The organism is Pseudomonas sp. CFBP13508, assembly GCF_005233515.1.
Taxonomy (GTDB): Bacteria; Pseudomonadota; Gammaproteobacteria; order Pseudomonadales; family Pseudomonadaceae; genus Aquipseudomonas; species Aquipseudomonas mercuritolerans.
Genome location: NZ_QFZZ01000005.1, coordinates 229,433 through 248,950 on the forward strand (window position 1 = coordinate 229,433; position 19,518 = coordinate 248,950).

A 19,518-nucleotide genomic window follows, 5' to 3' on the forward strand; every position below is an offset into this window, starting at 1 on the left:
CCCTTTTGGAGCAAGGCGTGCGCGAGAACAAAGCGCTGATGTCGGGAAAATGCAAAAACCAAACCAAGGCTCCGAAAAGAAGCGTTTAACCCCTGAAACAGGCGTTTGACGCGCGTTTGTATGGCACGAAGCCAGCTCAAACGGGAAGTTTCGAACCAAAATGGGTTGGGTTGTGGGCGAGATGCAGTTTAGTGCACCAATAGAGTGCGCACGCCCGACGGGTGTTAAAAGAAGCGCAGGAATGGATTTTTCGGTTCGTCAGGTTTGTCCTTGAGCGGGCATTCCGGACGCACGCCATAGTCGTCGGCGACACAGGGTTTGACCTGACGTTTCTGCGCCAGGGAAATGCGCAGCATGTGGAACGGTTGATTGGCGGTACGCTCCACGGTACGCCCGGCGGCGTCGAGAATCTCGATCGAAAGGCTGTGGCTGCCGCGATCAATATTGCTCAGCGCAAATACCGGGCTGACGCCGGGCTCGCCAGTGGCCTTGCCATCCAGCAGCAAGCGATAACGATGGCCGCTTTGCAGGCCGGGCTCGCTGGTGACGCTGACGATCAGCTCGCCGGCGCTGCTGCGCAAAGTGGCATCGGGCTCCGGGATCAGAATGCGCAGCATGTCGTAGTGAAAGGGCGGCGGTTCGGCGGATTTTTTCGCTGTGGTGATCGGCGCTGCGGTGTTGGCAGGGACAGCCATGCGATTGCTCGTCGCGATCGGCACTCGCTTGGCGTTGGCGCGTGGCTGGTCGGTGTAGACGCGGTTGCCCTGCGCGTCGACGTAGGTGAATACCTCGGCTGAGACAGGCGCCATCATCAGGACCAATAAGGCGAGCAGCGCTGCGCGGATCATGGTTTATGCACTCGTTGCACGGTGAGCACGGCGGACGAGCTCTGCTGGATGACGGTCTGTCCGTCGATCACTTGCACGGCCAGGCGATGTTCGCCGCGATCGATGTTCACCAGTTGCAGAACCGGCACGTTGCTCGGCTGGCCGTAGGGTTCATCGTCCAGCACCAGTCTCAGTTGATGGGGCGGTTGCAGGCGCGGCTTGATCAGGACGTTGACCGTGAAGGTGCCGTTGTTGGCGCGCAGGGCCTCGTCAGTGGGCAGACCGGAGAGCTCGAGAATTTCATAGGCGTTGCGCGGTGGTTGGGGTTGTTCCGCAGCGGGTGCTTGCGGCGCGCTCGGCGCTTGTGGCTCGACCCGATTGAGTGGCGGCAACTCGACCGGTTGCGCCTGCACGCCGTCCGGCGGCTGATTGCTGTACGCCGTGTTGCCGTTGGCGTCGGTGTACTTGTAGATCTGCGCGGCGGCGGGCAGGGCGATCAGCAGCAGAATGTAGAGGAGCGTGCGACCCATGAAATCGACCGGGGTTGGAAGCGATGGGTAGCAGCATAGGACAGGTGGGGCGGTTGGCCCAACTGGCGACACATTCAAAGATCATTCAGACACCACAGATCGCCTGTGGGAGCGAGCCTGCTCGCGAAGGCGTCGCATCAGTCACCATCATCTTCAATGCCTCACCGCTTTCGCGAGCAGGCTCGCTCCCACAGGGTAAATGAACTGCGCCGGGCAATAAAAAAGGCCTCCCGAAGGAGGCCTCTTTTGTCACGCCACTTTACGCAGCGCTACCGGATCAGCAGCTGTAGTACAGCTCATATTCCAGTGGGTGTACGAAGGTGCGAACCTTGATTTCTTCTTCCGATTTCAGCGCGATGTAAGCGTCGATGAAGTCGTCGGAGAATACGCCGCCCTTGGTCAGGAACGCACGGCCCTTGTCCAGCTCTTCCAGGGCTTCTTTCAGGCTGCCGCAAACCTGTGGGATCTCTTTCGCCTCTTCAGGCGGCAGGTCGTACAGGTTCTTGTCGGCGGCGTCGCCTGGGTGGATCTTGTTCTGGATACCGTCCAGACCAGCCATCAGCAGCGCTGCGAAAGCCAGGTACGGGTTGGCAGCCGGATCCGGGAAGCGTGCTTCGATACGGCGGGCTTTCGGGCTCGACACGTATGGAATACGGATCGAAGCGGAACGGTTGCGAGCCGAGTAGGCCAGCATTACCGGCGCTTCGAAGCCTGGCACCAGACGCTTGTAGGAGTTGGTCGCCGGGTTGGTGAAGCCGTTCAGGGCCTTACCGTGCTTGATGATGCCGCCGATGAAGTACAGAGCGGTATCGGACAGGCCGGCATAGCCTTCACCTGCGAAGGTGTTCTTGCCGTCTTTCCAGATCGACATGTGCACGTGCATGCCCGAACCGTTGTCGCCGTACAGTGGCTTCGGCATGAAGGTCGCGGTGCGGCCGTAAGCGTCGGCAACGTTGTGCACAACGTATTTCAGGGTCTGAACTTCGTCGGCCTTCTTCACCAGGGTGTTGAACTTGACGCCGATTTCGTTCTGGCCGGCAGTTGCCACTTCGTGGTGGTGAACTTCAACCGACTGACCCATTTCTTCCAGTGCGTTGCACATGGCGGTACGGATTTCGTGGTCGTGGTCGAACGGTGGAACCGGGAAGTAGCCGCCTTTCACGCCTGGACGGTGACCCTTGTTGCCGCCTTCGATGTCCTGGTCGGACATCCACGAACCTTGCTCGGAGTAGATCTTGAACATCGAGCCGGAGATGTCCGACTTGAATTTCACCGAGTCAAAGATGAAGAACTCAGGCTCTGGACCGGCGAATACGGTGTCACCGATACCGGTGGCTTTCAGGTGCTCTTCGGCGCGCTTGGCGATCGCACGTGGGTCGCGATCGTAGCCCTGCATGCTCGAAGGCTCGATGATGTCGCACACCAGGATCAGGGTTGGGTCTTCGGTGAACGGATCGAGTACGGCAGTTTCGTCGACCGGCATCAGGATCATGTCGGAGGCTTCGATGCCTTTCCAACCGGAGATGGAGGAACCGTCGAACATCTTGCCGACTTCGAAGAAGTCGTCATCCAGCGCATCGCGAGCCGGCATGGTCACGTGGTGCTGAGTGCCTTTGGTGTCCGTGAAGCGCAGATCAATCCACTTGACGTCATGATCTTTGATGAGTTGAACCGACTTCGACATAGTGTCCTCCGGGTGAATTAGGGCGGGTAGTGGATGCCCTTAATAATGGTGATGCCGGCGCGAATACTCTGCCAAGGCAACCTGCCTCACAAGGGAGCAAATTGCATGCCAGTGCCCCAGCATGGGTTTTTTGCCCCAAATTCACGCTTATTAAGGCGTGCGAGGTTCTGAATCGACAAATCCCGCCCCTTAATGTTGCGTTTAAATTCAGAAATGACCTGTTTTGGTGCAAGCAAAACCTTCTGCACATTAACTGGTTAAACCTTGAGCAATTTCCGCTATAATCCGCGCCCCCCTTTTTCGGCTGGCCGTTCGCGCGCTGTTTTCATGAAACTTATCGTAAAAGTCTTCCCCGAGATCACCATCAAAAGCCGACCTGTCCGGACGAAATTCATCCGCCAGTTGGCCAAGAACATCCGCACCGTGCTCCGTGACCTGGACCCGGCCGTGGTGGTGAACGGCGTGTGGGACAATCTCGAGCTGGAAACCCGCGTTACCGACCCCAAAGCCTTGAAAGAGATGGGCGAGCGCCTGACCTGCATGCCGGGTATCGCGCATTTTCTGCAGATCGACGAGTACCCGCTGGGCGACTTCGACGACATCACCGAAAAATGCAAACAGCACTACGGCGATGCACTGGCCGGGAAGATTTTCTCGGTGCGCTGCAAGCGCGCAGGCAAGCATGCCTTCAGCTCGATGGACGTGGAAAAATACGTCGGCAGCAAGCTGCGTCGTGAGTGCGGTGCGGCCGGAATCGACCTTAAAGCACCGCAAATCGAAGTCCGTATCGAAGTTCGCGACAAACGGTTGTTCGTGATTCACAGCCAGCACAACGGCATCGGCGGCTACCCGCTCGGCGCGTTGGAGCAGACGCTGGTATTGATGTCCGGCGGCTTTGATTCGACCGTGGCGGCTTACCAGATCATGCGTCGCGGCCTGATGGCGCACTTCTGCTTCTTCAATCTCGGCGGGCGTGCCCACGAATTGGGCGTGATGGAAGTCGCGCACTTCATCTGGAAGAAGTACGGCAGCTCGCAACGCGTGCTATTTGTCAGTGTGCCGTTCGAGGAAGTGCTGGGCGAAATTCTCGGCAAAGTCGATAACAGTCATATGGGCGTGGTTTTGAAGCGTATGATGTTGCGCGCCTCGTCCGAGATCGCCGAACGCCTGCACATCGATGCACTGGTGACCGGTGAAGCGATCTCCCAGGTGTCGAGCCAGACGCTGCCGAACCTGTCGGTGATCGACTGCGTGACCGACAAGCTGGTGCTGCGGCCGCTGATCGTCGCGCACAAGCAGGACATCATCGACACCGCCAACGAGATCGGCACCGCCGATTTCGCCCGGCACATGCCAGAATACTGCGGCGTGATCTCGGTCAACCCGAAGACCGCCGCCAAGCGTGGCCGGGTTGAGCACGAAGAGAAAGAATTCGACATGGCGGTGCTCGAGCGTGCGCTCGCCAACGCCAAACTGGTGCCGATCGATCGGGTAATCGACGAGTTGGGCCAGGATTTGCAGATTGAAGAAGTCAGCGAAGCGCTGGCCGGTCAGATCGTGATCGACATCCGCCACCCGGATGCCGCCGAGGATGACCCGCTGGAGCTCGCCGGCATAGAGGTACAGACGATGCCGTTCTATGCAGTGAACGCACGTTTCAAGGAACTGGACCCTACTCGCCAGTACCTGCTGTATTGCGACAAAGGCGTGATGAGTCGCCTGCATGCCCACCATTTGCTCAGTGAGGGGCATGCCAATGTGCGCGTTTATCGACCGAGCTAAGTGCCCGGGGCTGTTTGCCTGTGGCCTGCGTCACCGGCCCCCCGACACCGCCGTCAAGCTGTAACGGCCATGCCGGACACTACTGCTAATCGCTGCCATGACTTGTCAGCAAACCGAATCCTCTGATCGAGATACACAAGTGATCGAAAATCTACGCAACATCGCCATCATTGCCCACGTTGACCACGGTAAAACCACCCTGGTAGACAAACTCCTGCGTCAATCCGGCACCCTGGAGCGCAACGAGCTCAACGACGAGCGCGTGATGGACTCCAACGACCAGGAAAAAGAGCGCGGTATTACCATTCTGGCGAAGAACACCGCCATCAACTGGAACGGCTACCACATCAACATCGTGGACACCCCGGGCCACGCCGACTTCGGCGGCGAAGTTGAACGCGTAATGTCGATGGTCGACTCCGTTCTGCTGCTGGTTGACGCTCAAGACGGCCCTATGCCGCAAACCCGTTTCGTGACCAAGAAGGCTTTCGAAGCCGGCCTGCGTCCAATCGTGGTGATCAACAAGGTTGACCGTCCAGGCGCGCGCCCGGACTGGGTTCTGGACCAGATCTTCGACCTGTTCGACAACCTCGGTGCGACCGAAGAACAACTGGACTTCCAGGTTGTTTACGCTTCGGCCCTGAACGGCATTGCCGGTCTGGACCACACCGCCATGGGCGAAGACATGACCGCGCTGTACCAGGCGGTAGTCGACCACGTTCCGCCTCCGGCCGTTGACCGTGACGGTCCGTTCCAGATGCAGATCTCCGCTCTGGACTACAACAGCTTCCTGGGTGTTATCGGTGTTGGCCGTATCGCTCGTGGTCGGGTCAAGCCGAACACTCCGGTTGTCGCGATCGGTGCCGATGGCAAGCGTCGTAACGGCCGTATCCTGAAACTGATGGGTCACCACGGTCTGCACCGCGTTGACGTTGAAGAAGCTGCGGCCGGCGACATCGTCTGCATCAGCGGTATGGATTCGCTGTTCATCTCCGACACCCTGTGCCACCCGGACACTGTCGAGGCGATGAAGCCTCTGACCGTCGACGAGCCAACCGTTTCCATGACCTTCCAGGTTAACGATTCGCCTTTCTGCGGTAAGGAAGGCAAGTTCGTGACGTCCCGTAACATCAAGGACCGTCTGGACAAAGAGCTGCTGTACAACGTTGCACTGCGCGTTGAAGAAGGCGACTCGGCTGACAAGTTCAAGGTTTCCGGCCGTGGTGAGCTGCACCTCTCGGTACTGATCGAAACCATGCGTCGCGAAGGCTTCGAACTGGCCCTGGGCCGTCCTGAAGTGATCATCCGTGAAGTTGACGGCGTGAAGCAGGAACCGTTTGAAAACGTGACCATCGACATCCCTGAAGAATCCCAGGGCAAGGTCATGGAAGAGATGGGCCTGCGTAAGGGCGACCTGAGCAACATGGTGCCGGATGGCAAGGGCCGTGTACGTCTGGAATACAACATCCCTGCTCGCGGTCTGATCGGTTTCCGTAACCAGTTCCTGACCCTGACCAACGGTGCTGGCATCCTGACCTCGATCTTTGATCGTTACGACACCGTCAAGTCGGGCCACATGTCCGGCCGTCAGAACGGCGTTCTGGTTTCGGTTGAAACCGGCAAGGCACTGACCTACTCGCTGGAAACCCTGCAGGCTCGCGGCAAGCTGTTCGTAGAACACGGCCAGGAGATCTACAACGGTCAGATCGTTGGTCAGAACAGCCGTGACAACGACCTGGGCGTCAACCCTACCAAGGGCAAGAAGCTCGACAACATGCGTGCTTCGGGTAAAGACGAAACCATCGCTCTGGTGCCACCGGTGAAGTTCACCCTGGAACAGGCTCTGGAATACATCCAGGAAGACGAGCTGTGCGAAGTCACGCCTAAGTCGATCCGTCTTCGCAAGAAGATCCTCGACGAAAGCGAGCGTACCCGCGCTGCCAAGAAAGCCAAGGCGTAATCCAGCCCTGGAATAAAAAACGCCCCCGGTCGCGAGACCGGGGGCGTTTTTGTTTGTCCGGGCTCAAAAGTCCCTCACCCTAGCCCTCTCCCGGAGGGAGAGGGGACTGACCGAGTTGTTCTTTGATTTTGCATCGACCTGAGTAATCGAGTCGAACTCAGGTTTGGAAGCCGACAGAGATCGGCTCCCTCTCCCTCGGGAGAGGGCTGGGGTGAGGGGCTGGGGTTTAACGGCTACCCAAGAGCTCAGCGTCGCTCAGAAGCGCTCAATTGATCGGAAATTCTGCACCCGCTCGACTTCTTTCGGCTTGTAAGCGCAATACCCCGGCCGCGGGCCGATCTTCGGGTGGTTGCGGCAGGTGTCCGGGCGCTTGTCATAAATGGTGCACAGGCGCGTTTTACGATCCAGGTAATAGCAGTCGTTGTTGCTCATGCGCTGGAGGGTGAAGATTCCCGACTTCTGATTGAAGCGCTCGACCAGACCTTCCTTTTGCAGGCGCTTGGCTATGTTCTTTGGCGGATCGCCCAGTTCGAACTCGTCGACCACGCCGATGCGCACCAGATCCTTGATCTTCACTTCGACCGGTAGCGTGCAGCAGCTGGACATGCACGAGCCGCACATCGGTGCCGAATATTTGGCCCACGTATCGAGACGATCAATCTCGGCGGCGGCGATCAGGTTGGGCTTCATCATCGGGAGTTACCAGGCGTGTATGCATCAGGGCGCGCGATCATACCGGGAGCGGTGGAATTTTGAACAACCTTTCGCCGGATATTTTTGCAGCGGCCGCATTTTTCCCGACAGGACGGCACGGCCCCTGCATTCATTGGCTCATCCGCCAAGGTTATGTCGCACTGGCGCACAGTCCGCGCAAATACTGCCGAACCAGAGCCGTTACCGCCGGTCAGACCGTCTAGGCTCAGAAAATTCCCGCTCGCTCGAGGTCCTGTTGATGACTCAAGAACCACTAGTTCGCGAAGCAGAGGTGGCCGCGTTCCGCGACGCCGTCCTGACCAAACTCACCTACGCCGTGGGCAAAGACCCCGATCACGCCTTCGACCATGACTGGTTCGAAGCCATCGCCCTGGCTGCGCGTGATCACATGGTCGAACACTGGATGGACCACACCCGACAGATCTATCGCAAAGGCCAGAAGCGCGTTTATTACCTCTCGCTGGAATTTCTCATCGGCCGCCTGCTCTACGACAGCCTGAGCAACCTCGCCCTGCTCGATGTTGCCCGTGAAGCGTTGACCGAACTGGGTGTCGATCTGGAGCGCATCCGCCTGCTGGAGCCCGATGCGGCGCTCGGCAACGGCGGCCTCGGTCGTCTCGCGGCGTGCTTCATGGAAAGCATGTCGACCCTTGGCATCGCCGGCCATGGCTATGGCATTCGTTATGAGCATGGCTTGTTCCGTCAGGCGATTGTCGATGGCTGGCAACAGGAGCAGACCGAACACTGGCTGGATTTCGGCAACCCTTGGGAGTTCGAGCGTCCGGAAGTGGTGTACCCGATCGGCTTCGGCGGCAGTGTCGAAACCGTCACCGATGCCAACGGCAAGACCCGTCAGGTCTGGTCGCCAGCGGAAACCGTGCGCGCGATTGCCTACGACACGCCGGTGGTCGGCTGGCGCGGGGCGAGCGTCAACACTCTGCGCCTGTGGCGCGCCCGCGCCATGGAAGACTTGCACCTGGAGCGCTTCAACGCCGGTGACCACCTGGGCGCCGTTGCGGAAGTGGCCCGCGCCGAAAGTATCTCCCGCGTCCTCTACCCGGCCGACAGCACCGAAGCCGGGCAAGAACTGCGCCTGCGTCAGGAATACTTCTTCGTCGCCGCCTCGCTGCAGGATCTGCTGCGCCGTCATCGCAACATGCACACCTCGGTGCTGACCCTCGGTGACCACGCGGCGATCCAGCTCAACGACACTCACCCCTCGATCGCCGTGGCCGAACTGATGCGCCAACTGGTCGACGTCTACGACGTGGCGTGGGACGCGGCATGGCAAGTCACCGTCGACACGCTGTCGTACACCAACCACACGCTGCTGCCGGAAGCGCTGGAAACCTGGCCGGTCGGGCTGATGGAGCGCATGCTGCCTCGGCACATGCAGATCATTTACCTGATCAACGCGCAGCACATCGATTCGCTGCGGGCCAAGGGCATTCACGACTTCGACGTGTTGCGTGCGGTGTCGCTGATCGAAGAAGACAACGGCCGCCGGGTGCGCATGGGCAACCTCGCGTTCCTCGGTTCGCACAGCGTCAACGGCGTGTCCGGTCTGCACACGCAACTGATGCGCAAAACCGTATTCGCCGAACTGCACAAGCTCTATCCGGAGCGGATCAACAACAAAACCAACGGCATCACCTTCCGCCGCTGGCTGTATCAGGCCAACCCGGAACTGACCTCGATGCTGGTCGATGCCCTCGGCCCGGACGTGCTCGACCATCCCGAAGAGCGCCTGCTCGAACTCGAGCCGTTCGCCGAGAAAACCGCGTTCCGCAAAGCCTTCGCCGAGCAGCGTTTGCACAGCAAGAAGGCGTTGGCCTACCTGATTCACGAACGCCTGGGGATCGCGGTCAACCCGGCGGCAATGTTCGACGTGCAGGTCAAACGTATCCACGAATACAAGCGTCAATTGCTCAACCTGCTGCACACTGTGGCGTTGTACCAGGCGATTCGTGCCGAGCCGGAAGTCGACTGGGTGCCGCGCGTGAAGATCTTCGCCGGTAAGGCGGCGGCGAGTTATCACCAGGCCAAGCTGATCATCAAGCTGACCAACGACATCGCTCGGGTGGTGAACAACGATCCGACCGTGCGTGGCCTGCTGAAAGTGGTGTTCCTGCCCAACTACAACGTCAGCCTGGCCGAGAGCATCATCCCGGCAGCGGACTTGTCCGAGCAGATTTCCACCGCCGGTTTCGAGGCGTCAGGCACCAGTAACATGAAGTTCGGCCTCAACGGCGCGCTGACCATCGGCACCCTCGACGGCGCCAACGTGGAGATGTGCGAGCGTATCGGCGCCGAGCACATGTTCATCTTCGGCCTCAGCGCGCAACAGGTTGAAGCGCGCAAGCAGAACCACGAGTTCAGCGCCGTGCCCGACATCGCTGCATCCCATCGTTTGAACGATGTGCTGCAAGCGATTCGCAGCGGTGTGTTCTCGCCGGACGACACCTCGCGCTACACCGGCCTGATCGACTCACTGATCGACTACGACCGCTTCCTGGTCTGCGCCGACTTCGACTCCTACTGGGAAGCGCAGAAGCGTGTCGATGCGCACTGGCATGACTCGCAGAACTGGTGGCGTTCGGCGGTGCTCAACACCTCGCGGATGGGCTGGTTCTCTTCCGACCGGACGATTCGCGAGTACGCCACGGATATCTGGAAAGCGCTGGAGTAACTTTCCGCAACAAATCTGCGCAGGGCCCAACGTTTGTTGGGCCGGATCGATATACTGAGCGCCGGTTAAAAGGCATCAATCACCGCCATCCCCTGTGGGAGCGAGCCTGCTCGCGAAGCGATCGTCGACTTAAACAGAAATGTTGGCTGACAATCCGCCTTCGCGAGCAGGCTCGCTCCCACAAGGTTTGTGCCTAGACTGAAGCCATCGCCGGACTCGCCCCGTCTCGGGGCTGCTTAGGGATATCGACCATGCAATGGATGTTCATGTTGATCGGGCTGGTGCTCGGTGGGCTGCTTGACGAGTCTGTCAGTGGCGCGCTGTTGGGTGCGCTGCTGGGGCTGGTCATCGGCCAGATGCTTCGCATTGCGCGCCTCGGCTCGCAGGCGGCGGAGCAACAGCGCCAGCTCGAGCAGGTGCGCGAGGCCTTGCAAGGCGTGGCTCAGCGGCTGTTTGTGCTGGAGGGTTCGCCTTCTCATGCGCCGGCACCGCCAGCTGAAGTGGAGTCTGTCGTCGCACCCGTCGATGTGGCGGAGCAGGCCGCCCCGAGCCCTGAGCTGATCTGGGAACTGCCGCCCGAACTCGAACCGATCTCCGCCGTCGCCCGCGAAACCAGTCAGCCGCTGCCGGCCGATGTATGGCGCGCCGAACCGGCTCCCGTTGCACCACCGCAAAAAACCGCCGAACCCCGCGGCCCGAACCTGATCGAACGCGGCATCAGCGCGGCGCGCAATTGGCTGTTTGGCGGCAACACGGTGCTGCGCGTCGGTGTGGTGCTGCTGTTTTTCGGTCTGGCATTTTTACTGCGTTACGCCACCGAAGGCATGGTGGTGCCGATCGAGTTGCGATACGCCGGCGTCGCGGCAGCAGCGTTGGCCCTGCTGGCGCTGGGCTGGTGGCTGCGACGACGCAACAGCCACTATGCGTTGATGCTGCAAGGAACCGGGATCGCGGTGTTGTACCTGACGGTGTTTGCGGCGATGCGTTTGCATCCGTTGCTTGATCCGTCCGCTGCACTCGGTTTGCTGGTCGCGGTGACGGTGTTCTCGGCCATTCTGGCGATTACCCAGGATGCACTCGGGCTGGCGGCAGCGGCAGCACTCGGTGGTTTCGCCGCGCCGATTCTCACTTCTACCGGCGAAGGCAATCACGTCGCGCTGTTCAGTTATTTCGCCTTGCTCAACGCCGGTATTCTGGCCATCGCCTGGTTCAAGGCCTGGCGCCTGCTCAATCTGATCGGCTTCGTCGGCACCTTCGGCATCGGTTTCGCCTGGGGCCTGCGTTCCTACACGCCGGAACTGCTGTGGAGCACCGAGCCGTTCCTGATTTTGTTTTTCCTCATGTACCTCGCCATCGGCCTGCTGTTCGCCCGGCGCAAATTGCGCGACCTGCATGATGCTCCGGCGGAGGCTGATCGCGAGGCGCTGCTGCAATGGTCGGCCCGCAAGGGCGATTACGTCGACGGCACCCTGCTGTTCGGCCCGCCGATCATCGGCTTCGGATTGCAGTTCGCGCTGGTGCAGCATCTCGAATTCGCGGCGGCGTTCAGTGCCCTGGCGCTGGGCATGATTTACATGGCGCTGGCCAAAGCGCTGATGGGCGGGCGCGCGATGCTGTTGGGCGAAACCTGCCTGGCGCTGGGAGTGATTTTTGCCAGCCTGGCGATTCCACTGGGGCTCGATGCGCGCTGGACGTCAGCGGCGTGGGCCGTGGAAGGTGCGGGGATTTTCTGGCTCGGGTTGCGTCAGCAGCGACCGTTCGCCCGGGCCTTTGCGCTGCTGCTGCAACTGGGTTCGGCACTGGCGTTCCTCAGCCAGTTGCAGCTCGGCCAGAGCAGCCTGCTCGACGGCGCACCGCTGGGCGCACTGATGCTCGGGCTTGCGCTGCTGTTCAGTTTCGATCAATTGCGCAAGGCTACGCCTGAGCAGACTTCGCCGTGGGAGCGCCAGAGTCTTCCGGTGCTGGCATGTCTGGGCCTGACTTTCCTCTATCTGCTGGCACCGTTGTTCCTGTTCATTCAGGGCACGGCGATCAGTTGGGCGTTGGCCGGGTTGGCGACCTTGTTTGTTGGCTTGCGAATTCAATCGCGCACATTCCTGTTTACCGCGTTCGCCGTGCAGTTGCTGGGCGGCGCGTTGTTTCTGCTGCGCCTGCAAACGGCCGGCGAAGATTCGGCGGCGGTGTTCAGCGCTGGCTGGAGCGGTTTGCTCAGTGCGTCCTTGATCGGTCTGGCCTTGATTGGCGGCATGCTGCTGGCGGCGCGGGACGAGATGGTGCGCGGTGATGTGCGCCTGCTGCGCGGCTTGTCGGTGGTGCTGCTGGCCGGCTTGGTGCTGATCAATCTGGCGGTGCTGTTCGTGCTGCCGTGGCAAACCGCGAGTGCAGTGTGGGCGGCCAGCGGCTTGCTGATCATCTGGCTGAGCCTGTACCTGCAACAGCGTCTGAGTTTCGTTTTCGGGCTGCTGTTGCAGGTAGTCGGCGGCGCGGCGTTTCTGCTCGCCGGCCCCGAATGGCTCGGGCCATTGTCTAGCGAAGAATTGAAACCATTGGCCCATGGCGGCTTCTGGACACCGCTGGTGCTGGGGCTGGCCGCGCTGATCGGTGCGTGGCGCTTGCAATTGGGCAACCATGCCACGGCTTTTGATGCCTTGAGTTTGCAGCGCTTGTCGCAAGTGCTGCTGGTCTGGGGCGCCGGTTGGTGGACGCTGGCGTGGGTCAGCGAAATCCTGCGTTTCGCCTCGCCGAACCTGCAAGGCACATTGTTGCTGCTGGTCGCTGCGATCAGTGTGGCGCTGTGGACGATTTTGTCACTGCGATTGAAATGGCCGGCGCTGGGGTTGCTCTGCACCTTGCTGATTCCGGTGGCGGCGCTGGTTTTGCTCGGCGCTTGGCATTCGCGCTACCACCCGGCCGCCGACTTCGGCTGGCTGGCGTGGCCGGCGCTGTTCGCGGTGCACTTCTTCAGCCTGCAGCGCCTGGCGTCGATGTTGCCGACGCGCGCGTTGAGCGCGGCCCATGTGCTCGGTTGCTGGCTGCTGATTGGCGTGCTGGCGCTGGAGTTGCGTTACGGCCTGCTGCTGTTGTCCGAGCAGTACAACGCGTGGCGGTGGCTGGGCTGGGCGATTCTGCCGAGCCTCTATCTGTTGCTGATGGCTGCTCACCGTACGTGGCCGTGGCCGGTGGCCGCATTTGCCCGCGAGTACCGCTTGTATGCGGCGGCACCGCTGGCGGTGTTGATGCTGGCGTGGTTCTGGCTGGCCAATGGCGTCAGCGATGGCAATGCCGAACCGTTGCCCTATGTGCCGCTGCTCAACCCGTTGGAGTTGGGCCTGTTGTTCGCGCTGTTCGGCGTTTATGTCTGGTCCCGCAGTGCGGTTGCACAACTGTCGATCCGTAAGGACTACGCCGACCATGCCACGCAACTGATCGCCGGGGTTTCGCTGTTCGCCTTCTGCACCGCGCTGGTCACTCGCGCCGCGCATCACTGGGCCGGCATCCCGTTCGAGCTTGATCAACTGCTCGCGTCGATGCTGGTGCAGGCCGGCCTGTCGATCGTCTGGACGCTGATGGCGCTGGGGCTGATGATCGGCGGCCATCTGCGCCATCGCCGCGAAGTGTGGCTGATCGGCGCGGCGCTGATCGCGCTGGTGGTGGCCAAACTGATTTTTGTCGAACTGAGCAACCGTGGCGGCCTCGCCCGGATCGTCTCGTTTATCGGCGTCGGCGTATTGCTGCTGGTGGTCGGCTACTTCGCGCCGCTGCCACCCAAACGCGTCGAGGCCGAACCGGCGGCGGACAAACCCGCGCCGGAAACCGAAGGAGTTGCATCTTGAGTCGCATGCTGAATCTGGGGTGGTTGGCGCTGGGCGTGGTGATGGTCGCTGGCGCTCAGGAAAAACCGGCGGACTTCGCCACGCAAGTGCCGTTGACGGTGAGCGGCAATGGCCCGTGGTATCGCCTCGACCTGCCGCTGAGCGCGCAATTGCAGGCGCGCCAGACCGATCTCGGCGACCTGCGTGTGTTCAACGCCGCCGGCGAAGCGCAGGCCTATGCCTTGGCTCGCGAATCGGCGCAGACCCGCGACGACGGCAAGCTGCATGAGGTCAAGTGGTTCCCGCTGTACAACGCCGCCGATGCCAGCGAGCGCGCGCCGAACGTGCGCGTGCAGTCGACCACCAACGGCACACTGGTCGAAGTGCAACCGTCCTCGCAACTGGAGGCGGGCGAAGAAGTGCTGCGCGGCTGGCTGCTCGATGCCAGCGCGATCAAGGCGCCATTGCAGCAGTTGGTCCTCGACTGGACCAGCGAGCGCGACGGTTTCCAGCGTTTCAGCATCGAGGCCAGCGACGATCTGCAGCACTGGCAGGCATGGGGCGAGGGCCAGGTGGCACGGCTGACCTTTTCCGATGAGCGCATCGAACAGCACGAAGTGACTTTGCCGGGGCAGACCGCGCGCTATGTGCGCCTGTTGTGGGAGTCGCCGGGCTCGGCGCCCGTCCTGACTTCGGCACAATTGAAAAGCAGCGACCCGCGCAACCTGCCGCTGCCTTTGGTGTGGTCGCCCAGCGTGGCCGGCACCAGCAGCAAATCCGGGGAATACATCTGGCAGTTGCCGATGGGGCTGAATGTCGAGCGGGTGCAGATTGAGCTGAAGCAGCCGAACAGTCTGGCGCCGGTGACGTTGGCAGGCCGGCGCGAGAGCAACTTGCCGTGGCAGACGCTGAGCAGCGGTTTGCTGTATCGCCTGAGCCAGAACAATCAGGACGTGGTGCAGAACGAAATCCCGCTGTCCGGGCAGACCGTGCAGCAACTCAAGCTGACCGTGGATGAGCGCGGCGGCGGTCTGGGTGAGCAGGCGCCGGACCTGAAATATGCGGTGCGCGCCACGCAAGTGATCTTCCTCGCCCGGGGCGAAGGGCCGTACAGCCTGGCCTTGGGCAATGCCACGGTGAAAACGGCGAACCTGCCACTGGCAACGTTGATTCCGGACTTCAAGCCAGAAAAGCTGGCGAGCCTGGGCAAGGCAACGGTGCAGGGCGAAGCGCTGGCCACGCAGACCTCGACGGCTACCACGGCTGCGGTGGCCGGAACCAATTGGAAGAAACTCGGCTTGTGGGCGGTGTTGTTGCTCAGTGTGGTGTTTCTCGGGGCGATGGCGTTCAGCCTGTTGCGCAAGCCGCCTGCCAATACCTGAGCATGGCGGCGCTTTGCGCCGTTCGCGAGCGGGCTCGCTCCCACAATGGAATACATTGCCCTGTGGGAGCGAGCCTGCTCGCGAAAGCGCCCGGGCAGACACTGAAAATCTTCAATCGCTCATGCCGAACCGAACTACGCTCAATCCGACACCTGAACTCTCCACCAACAATCACGTCTCATACAGGCAAATACACCCAGGCGCACGTTAGCCGGCGTCTTCGCTCGCTAGGTTTTCAGACTCCCTGTAAACTGCGCGGGTTTTCCGCCCCCCATTCCACCGGAGCCGTCCATGTCCCGCGTTACCTTGAGTCGCTATTTGATTGAGCAGACCCGCAGCAACAACACTCCTGCCGATCTGCGCTTTTTGATCGAAGTGGTGGCGCGTGCCTGCAAGGAGATCAGCCACGCCGTGTCCAAAGGCGCCCTGGGTGGTGTTCTGGGCAGCATGGGCACCGAGAACGTGCAAGGCGAAGTGCAGAAGAAGCTCGACGTGCTGTCGAACGAGATCCTGCTCGAAGCCAACGAATGGGGCGGTCACCTGGCCGGTATGGCGTCCGAAGAAATGGACAACGCCTACCAGATCCCGGGCAAATACCCGAAAGGCGCGTACCTGCTGGTGTTCGACCCACTGGATGGCTCGTCGAACATCGACATCAACGCCCCGGTCGGCACGATCTTCTCGGTACTGCGTTGCCCGAACGAATACCTGAGCCAGAACGAGCCGCTGAACGAAAAAGCCTTCCTGCAGCCAGGCACCCAGCAAGTGGCCGCCGGCTACGCCATCTACGGCCCGCAGACCATGCTGGTGCTGACCCTGGGCGACGGCGTCAAAGGCTTCACCCTGGACCGCGAAATGGGCAGCTTCGTCCTGACTCACGAAGACATCACCATCCCGGAAACCACCCAGGAATTCGCCATCAACATGTCCAACCAGCGTCACTGGGAAGCCCCGGTGCAGCGCTATGTCGGCGAGCTGCTGGCCGGTGAAGAAGGCCCGTTGAAGAAGAACTACAACATGCGTTGGGTCGCGGCGATGGTTGCCGACGTACACCGCATTCTGACCCGTGGCGGTCTGTTCATGTACCCGCGCGACAGCCGCGAGCCGTCGAAACCGGGCAAGCTGCGCCTGATGTACGAAGCCAATCCGATGTCGTTCCTCGTTGAACAGGCCGGTGGCGCGTCCACCGACGGTCACCAGCGTATTCTCGACATCCAGCCGGAAGGCCTGCACCAGCGCGTTGCAGTGTTCCTCGGTTCGAAAGAAGAAGTCGCCCGCGCCACGGCCTACCACAAGGAATAAACCATGCACGCGCCCTGGCAGCCGTTGCTCGACTGGTGGTTCGGACACGCTGAATCACCGAATGCAGTAGCGGCTGAAAAGGGCAAGTTGTGGTTCGGCAAGCGAGACAGCCAAGACCTCGAAGCGCAGACGCGTTTCGGGGTCTTTGTCGATCAGGCCCTGGCCGGCGGATTGACCGAGTGGACGCAATGTCCCGAAGGCTGGCTGGCGGTGGTGCTGTTGCTTGATCAACTGCCGCGCATGATCTATCGCGATACCCCCAAAGCCTTTTCCGGTGATCTGCGCGCACAGAAGCTCGTCGCGCAAGGCATTGCAGCGGATTTCGATCGGCAGTTGAAACCGATTCAGCGGGTATTCATTTATCTGGTATTCGAACACTGCGAAAACCTCGCAGTGCAGAACGAAGCCGTTTCCAGATTTATTGAATTGGTGGCTGAACAGCCAGAGTCGGAGCGGGCGGTGTTCGCCGACAATCTGGATTATGCCGAGCGGCATCAGAAGGTGATTGCCCGATTTGGCAGGTTTCCGCACCGCAATGCGGTGTTGGGGCGGGAGTCTACGGCTGAAGAGTTGGTATTTCTTTCCAAACCTGGATCACGGTTCTAGTTTGCTGGGCTGGATCCAGTTCATCTAGCTCAAGAAATACGTCTTCAGCGTTTGTATAGTTTCCTCGATCGATTTCCTCGCTACCCAGCGCAAGGATTGCCAATAATGTGATTTGATCTGGATGAACCCCGTTGTGTTTCTTGTTCATCTGGCAAATTCCCGATGTTTATATTGAAGACATTCTGCGTGATGCAGGCCGCTTTCGCGAGCAGGCTCGCTCCCACAGGATTTGGTGGTGCACTCAAATTGTGTAACCACCGGAGATCCCTGTGGGAGCGAGCCTGCTCGCGAGGAAGCCTGAGGCCGCGGCTTAGATCCTGAAGCTGCCGACCAGATGCTTCAACCGCGCGGCTTGCTGCTCAAGATCCGAACACGCGCGCAATGTCGCCTGCAAGTTCTCCACGCCTTCCTGGTTCAGCGTGTTGATCTCGTTGATATCAACGTTGATCGACTCGACCACGGCTGTCTGTTCTTCGGTCGCGGTGGCCACCGACTGGTTCATGCCGTCGATTTCGCCGATGCGCTGGGTCACGCTGCCCAGACGCTCGCCGGCCTGGTTGGCGATGCCGACGCTGCTTTCGCTCTCACGCTGGCTCTCGGTCATGATGGTCACCGCCTGACGTGCGCCGACCTGCAGCTCTTCGATCATCTTCTGCACTTGCTGCGCCGAATCCTGGGTGCGGTGGGCTAGATTGCGGACCTCATCGGCGACCACGGCGAAACCACGCCCGGCCTCACCGGCACGCGCGGCTTCGATGGCGGCGTTGAGTGCGAGCAGGTTGGTCTGCTGGGAGATGCTGGTGATCACTTCGAGAATCTGGCCGATGTTCACCGTGTTGCTGTTCAGCGTTTCGATGTTGCCGCAGGAGTCGCTGATCTTCGCCGACAGTTGCTGCATGGCCTGGATGGTTTTATCCACTACCTGCTGGCCATCGACCGCCAGGCTGCGTGCGTCGCTGGAATGCTGCGAGGCGAGGGCGGCGTTCTGGGCGATTTCCTGAGCGGCGGCGCCGAGCTGATTGATCGCGGCCGCAACGCTGTTGGTGCGGCTGGCCTGCTGGTCGGAGTTGTACATCGACGAGTTCGAGGCAGCGACTACTCGCAGAGCGACTTCGTTGACCTGGCCGGTGGCCGAAGACACTTCGCGGATCGACGTATGAATGCGCTCGACGAAGCGGTTGAACGACGTACCCAGCGCGCCGAATTCATCATTGCCGTGAATCACCAGACGTTTGGTCAGGTCGCCTTCGCCTTCAGCGATGTCATGCATCGCGCGGCCCATGGTCAGAAGTGGCTGCATCAGCACGCGAATCAGCATGCCGAGCAGGCCGATGATGATCAGCACGGCGATGACCATGGCGATCAGTGCCGAGGTGCGGAATTCGCTGAGCATCGAGAATGCGGTGTCTTTGTCGAGCACCAGTGCCACGTACCAGTCAGCCGAAGGCACGCCGTTGACGCGAGTGAAGGAAATCAACTGGGTTTTGCCGTCGAACTCGACTTCTTTCAGGCCCGGGCTGACTTGAGGCGCGCCGTTCGGATAGGCCTCGGCGAGGGTCTTGAGCACCAGTTTGCTGTCCGGGTGAATCAGGATCTTGCCTTCGGCGCTGACGATGAACGCATGACCGTGGCCGCCGAAGTTCAGCGAGTTGATGATCGCGCTGACGCTGGTCAGATCGATGTCGGCCCCGGCCACGCCAAGCATCTGGCCTTGACGCTGCACCGGCGTGGCCACAGTGATGACCAGTTTGCCCGACGAAGCGGCGATGTACGGTTCGGTGACGATGGTCTGTTGTGCGCTGTTCGCGGCTTTGTACCAGCCGCGCGCCCGTGGATCGTAGTCCGGCGCACGGTTGCCGGCCGGCACCGAGAACATCACGCCGTCGGCGCCGCCAAAATAGCTGAGCTGGAAATTGCCGGTGTAGGCGGGCAGGTCGATGATGCGCTTGAGGCTGGCGGGCGCGTTGCCGTCAACGGCGACTTGCTGCGACAGCGATTGCAGCAGCTGAATGCGGCTTTCCAGCCACGTCTGAATATTGCTGGTGGTCAGGCTGCCCAGCTCCTGCATGGTCGCTTCGGTGCTGCTGCTCAAGGCCTGACGCTGGCGATAGTCGTTGAAGAAGATGAAACAGGCGAACGCTACGGCCACCACAAGGGCAGCAGCCAGCAGAATCTTGTGGCTGAATTTCATGTTTCTGGTCATCGAATGAACTACCGCGAAGGGGCTGGT

General features: G+C 60.7%; 12 protein-coding genes. 7 read left to right on the forward strand and 5 right to left on the reverse strand.

Annotated elements, in window-relative coordinates:
• Window positions 1-224: 224 nt before the first annotated feature.
• The 3 genes from PspCFBP13508_RS16265 to glnA all read right to left on the reverse strand — a co-directional run bounded on the left by PspCFBP13508_RS16265 (window position 225) and on the right by glnA (window position 3,041).
• Window positions 225-848, reverse strand: a complete 624-nt coding sequence (locus PspCFBP13508_RS16265; RefSeq protein ID WP_137215111.1) for a DUF4124 domain-containing protein — start codon at window positions 846-848, stop codon at window positions 225-227.
• Window positions 845-1,357 carry a DUF4124 domain-containing protein gene (locus PspCFBP13508_RS16270; RefSeq protein WP_137215112.1) on the reverse strand — a complete coding sequence of 171 codons (513 nt, stop codon included), beginning with the start codon at window positions 1,355-1,357 and terminating at the stop codon, window positions 845-847. The genes PspCFBP13508_RS16265 and PspCFBP13508_RS16270 overlap by 4 nt, the downstream gene beginning before the upstream one ends.
• A gap of 277 nt (window positions 1,358-1,634) precedes the next feature.
• Window positions 1,635-3,041 carry a type I glutamate--ammonia ligase gene (glnA, locus tag PspCFBP13508_RS16275; protein ID WP_016772104.1) on the reverse strand — a complete coding sequence of 469 codons (1,407 nt, stop codon included), beginning with the start codon at window positions 3,039-3,041 and terminating at the stop codon, window positions 1,635-1,637.
• A gap of 327 nt (window positions 3,042-3,368) precedes the next feature.
• On the opposite strand from glnA, the gene thiI reads away from it, so the two are divergent.
• On the forward strand, window positions 3,369-4,823 hold the full coding sequence (gene thiI, locus PspCFBP13508_RS16285; RefSeq protein ID WP_024011233.1) for a tRNA uracil 4-sulfurtransferase ThiI: 1,455 nt from the start codon (window positions 3,369-3,371) through the stop codon (window positions 4,821-4,823).
• Window positions 4,824-4,962: 139 nt separating this feature from the next.
• The gene (typA, locus tag PspCFBP13508_RS16290) at window positions 4,963-6,783 is read left to right on the forward strand and encodes a translational GTPase TypA (protein ID WP_090280259.1); all 1,821 of its coding nucleotides are present in this window, start codon (window positions 4,963-4,965) and stop codon (window positions 6,781-6,783) included.
• 255 nt (window positions 6,784-7,038) lie between these two features.
• Here the strand turns inward: typA and PspCFBP13508_RS16295 are convergent, their stop codons facing one another.
• Entirely contained in the window at window positions 7,039-7,476 is a 438-nt protein-coding gene (locus PspCFBP13508_RS16295) for a YkgJ family cysteine cluster protein (protein WP_130887632.1), read from the reverse strand.
• 259 nt (window positions 7,477-7,735) lie between these two features.
• On the opposite strand from PspCFBP13508_RS16295, the gene PspCFBP13508_RS16300 reads away from it, so the two are divergent.
• The 5 genes from PspCFBP13508_RS16300 (at window position 7,736) to PspCFBP13508_RS16320 (ending at window position 17,288) form a co-directional block, all read left to right on the forward strand.
• Window positions 7,736-10,186 carry a glycogen/starch/alpha-glucan phosphorylase gene (locus tag PspCFBP13508_RS16300; RefSeq protein ID WP_137215113.1) on the forward strand — a complete coding sequence of 817 codons (2,451 nt, stop codon included), beginning with the start codon at window positions 7,736-7,738 and terminating at the stop codon, window positions 10,184-10,186.
• Between the two features lie 251 nt (window positions 10,187-10,437).
• A complete protein-coding gene (locus PspCFBP13508_RS16305) occupies window positions 10,438-14,019 on the forward strand; it encodes a DUF2339 domain-containing protein (protein ID WP_137215114.1) in 3,582 nt (1,193 codons plus the stop codon).
• The gene (locus tag PspCFBP13508_RS16310) at window positions 14,016-15,380 is read left to right on the forward strand and encodes a DUF3999 domain-containing protein (protein ID WP_137215115.1); all 1,365 of its coding nucleotides are present in this window, start codon (window positions 14,016-14,018) and stop codon (window positions 15,378-15,380) included. Before PspCFBP13508_RS16305 ends, PspCFBP13508_RS16310 begins: the two co-directional genes overlap by 4 nt.
• A 291-nt stretch (window positions 15,381-15,671) precedes the next feature.
• Window positions 15,672-16,682 carry a class 1 fructose-bisphosphatase gene (locus tag PspCFBP13508_RS16315; protein WP_039756611.1) on the forward strand — a complete coding sequence of 337 codons (1,011 nt, stop codon included), beginning with the start codon at window positions 15,672-15,674 and terminating at the stop codon, window positions 16,680-16,682.
• Window positions 16,683-16,685: 3 nt separating this feature from the next.
• The gene (locus PspCFBP13508_RS16320; RefSeq protein WP_137215116.1) at window positions 16,686-17,288 is read left to right on the forward strand and encodes a DUF924 family protein; all 603 of its coding nucleotides are present in this window, start codon (window positions 16,686-16,688) and stop codon (window positions 17,286-17,288) included.
• 310 nt (window positions 17,289-17,598) lie between these two features.
• Here PspCFBP13508_RS16320 and PspCFBP13508_RS16330 read toward each other — a convergent pair whose 3' ends face one another.
• Window positions 17,599-19,491: a methyl-accepting chemotaxis protein gene (locus PspCFBP13508_RS16330; protein WP_206665449.1), complete on the reverse strand. Its 1,893-nt coding sequence runs from the start codon at window positions 19,489-19,491 to the stop codon at window positions 17,599-17,601.
• Window positions 19,492-19,518 lie beyond the last annotated feature (27 nt).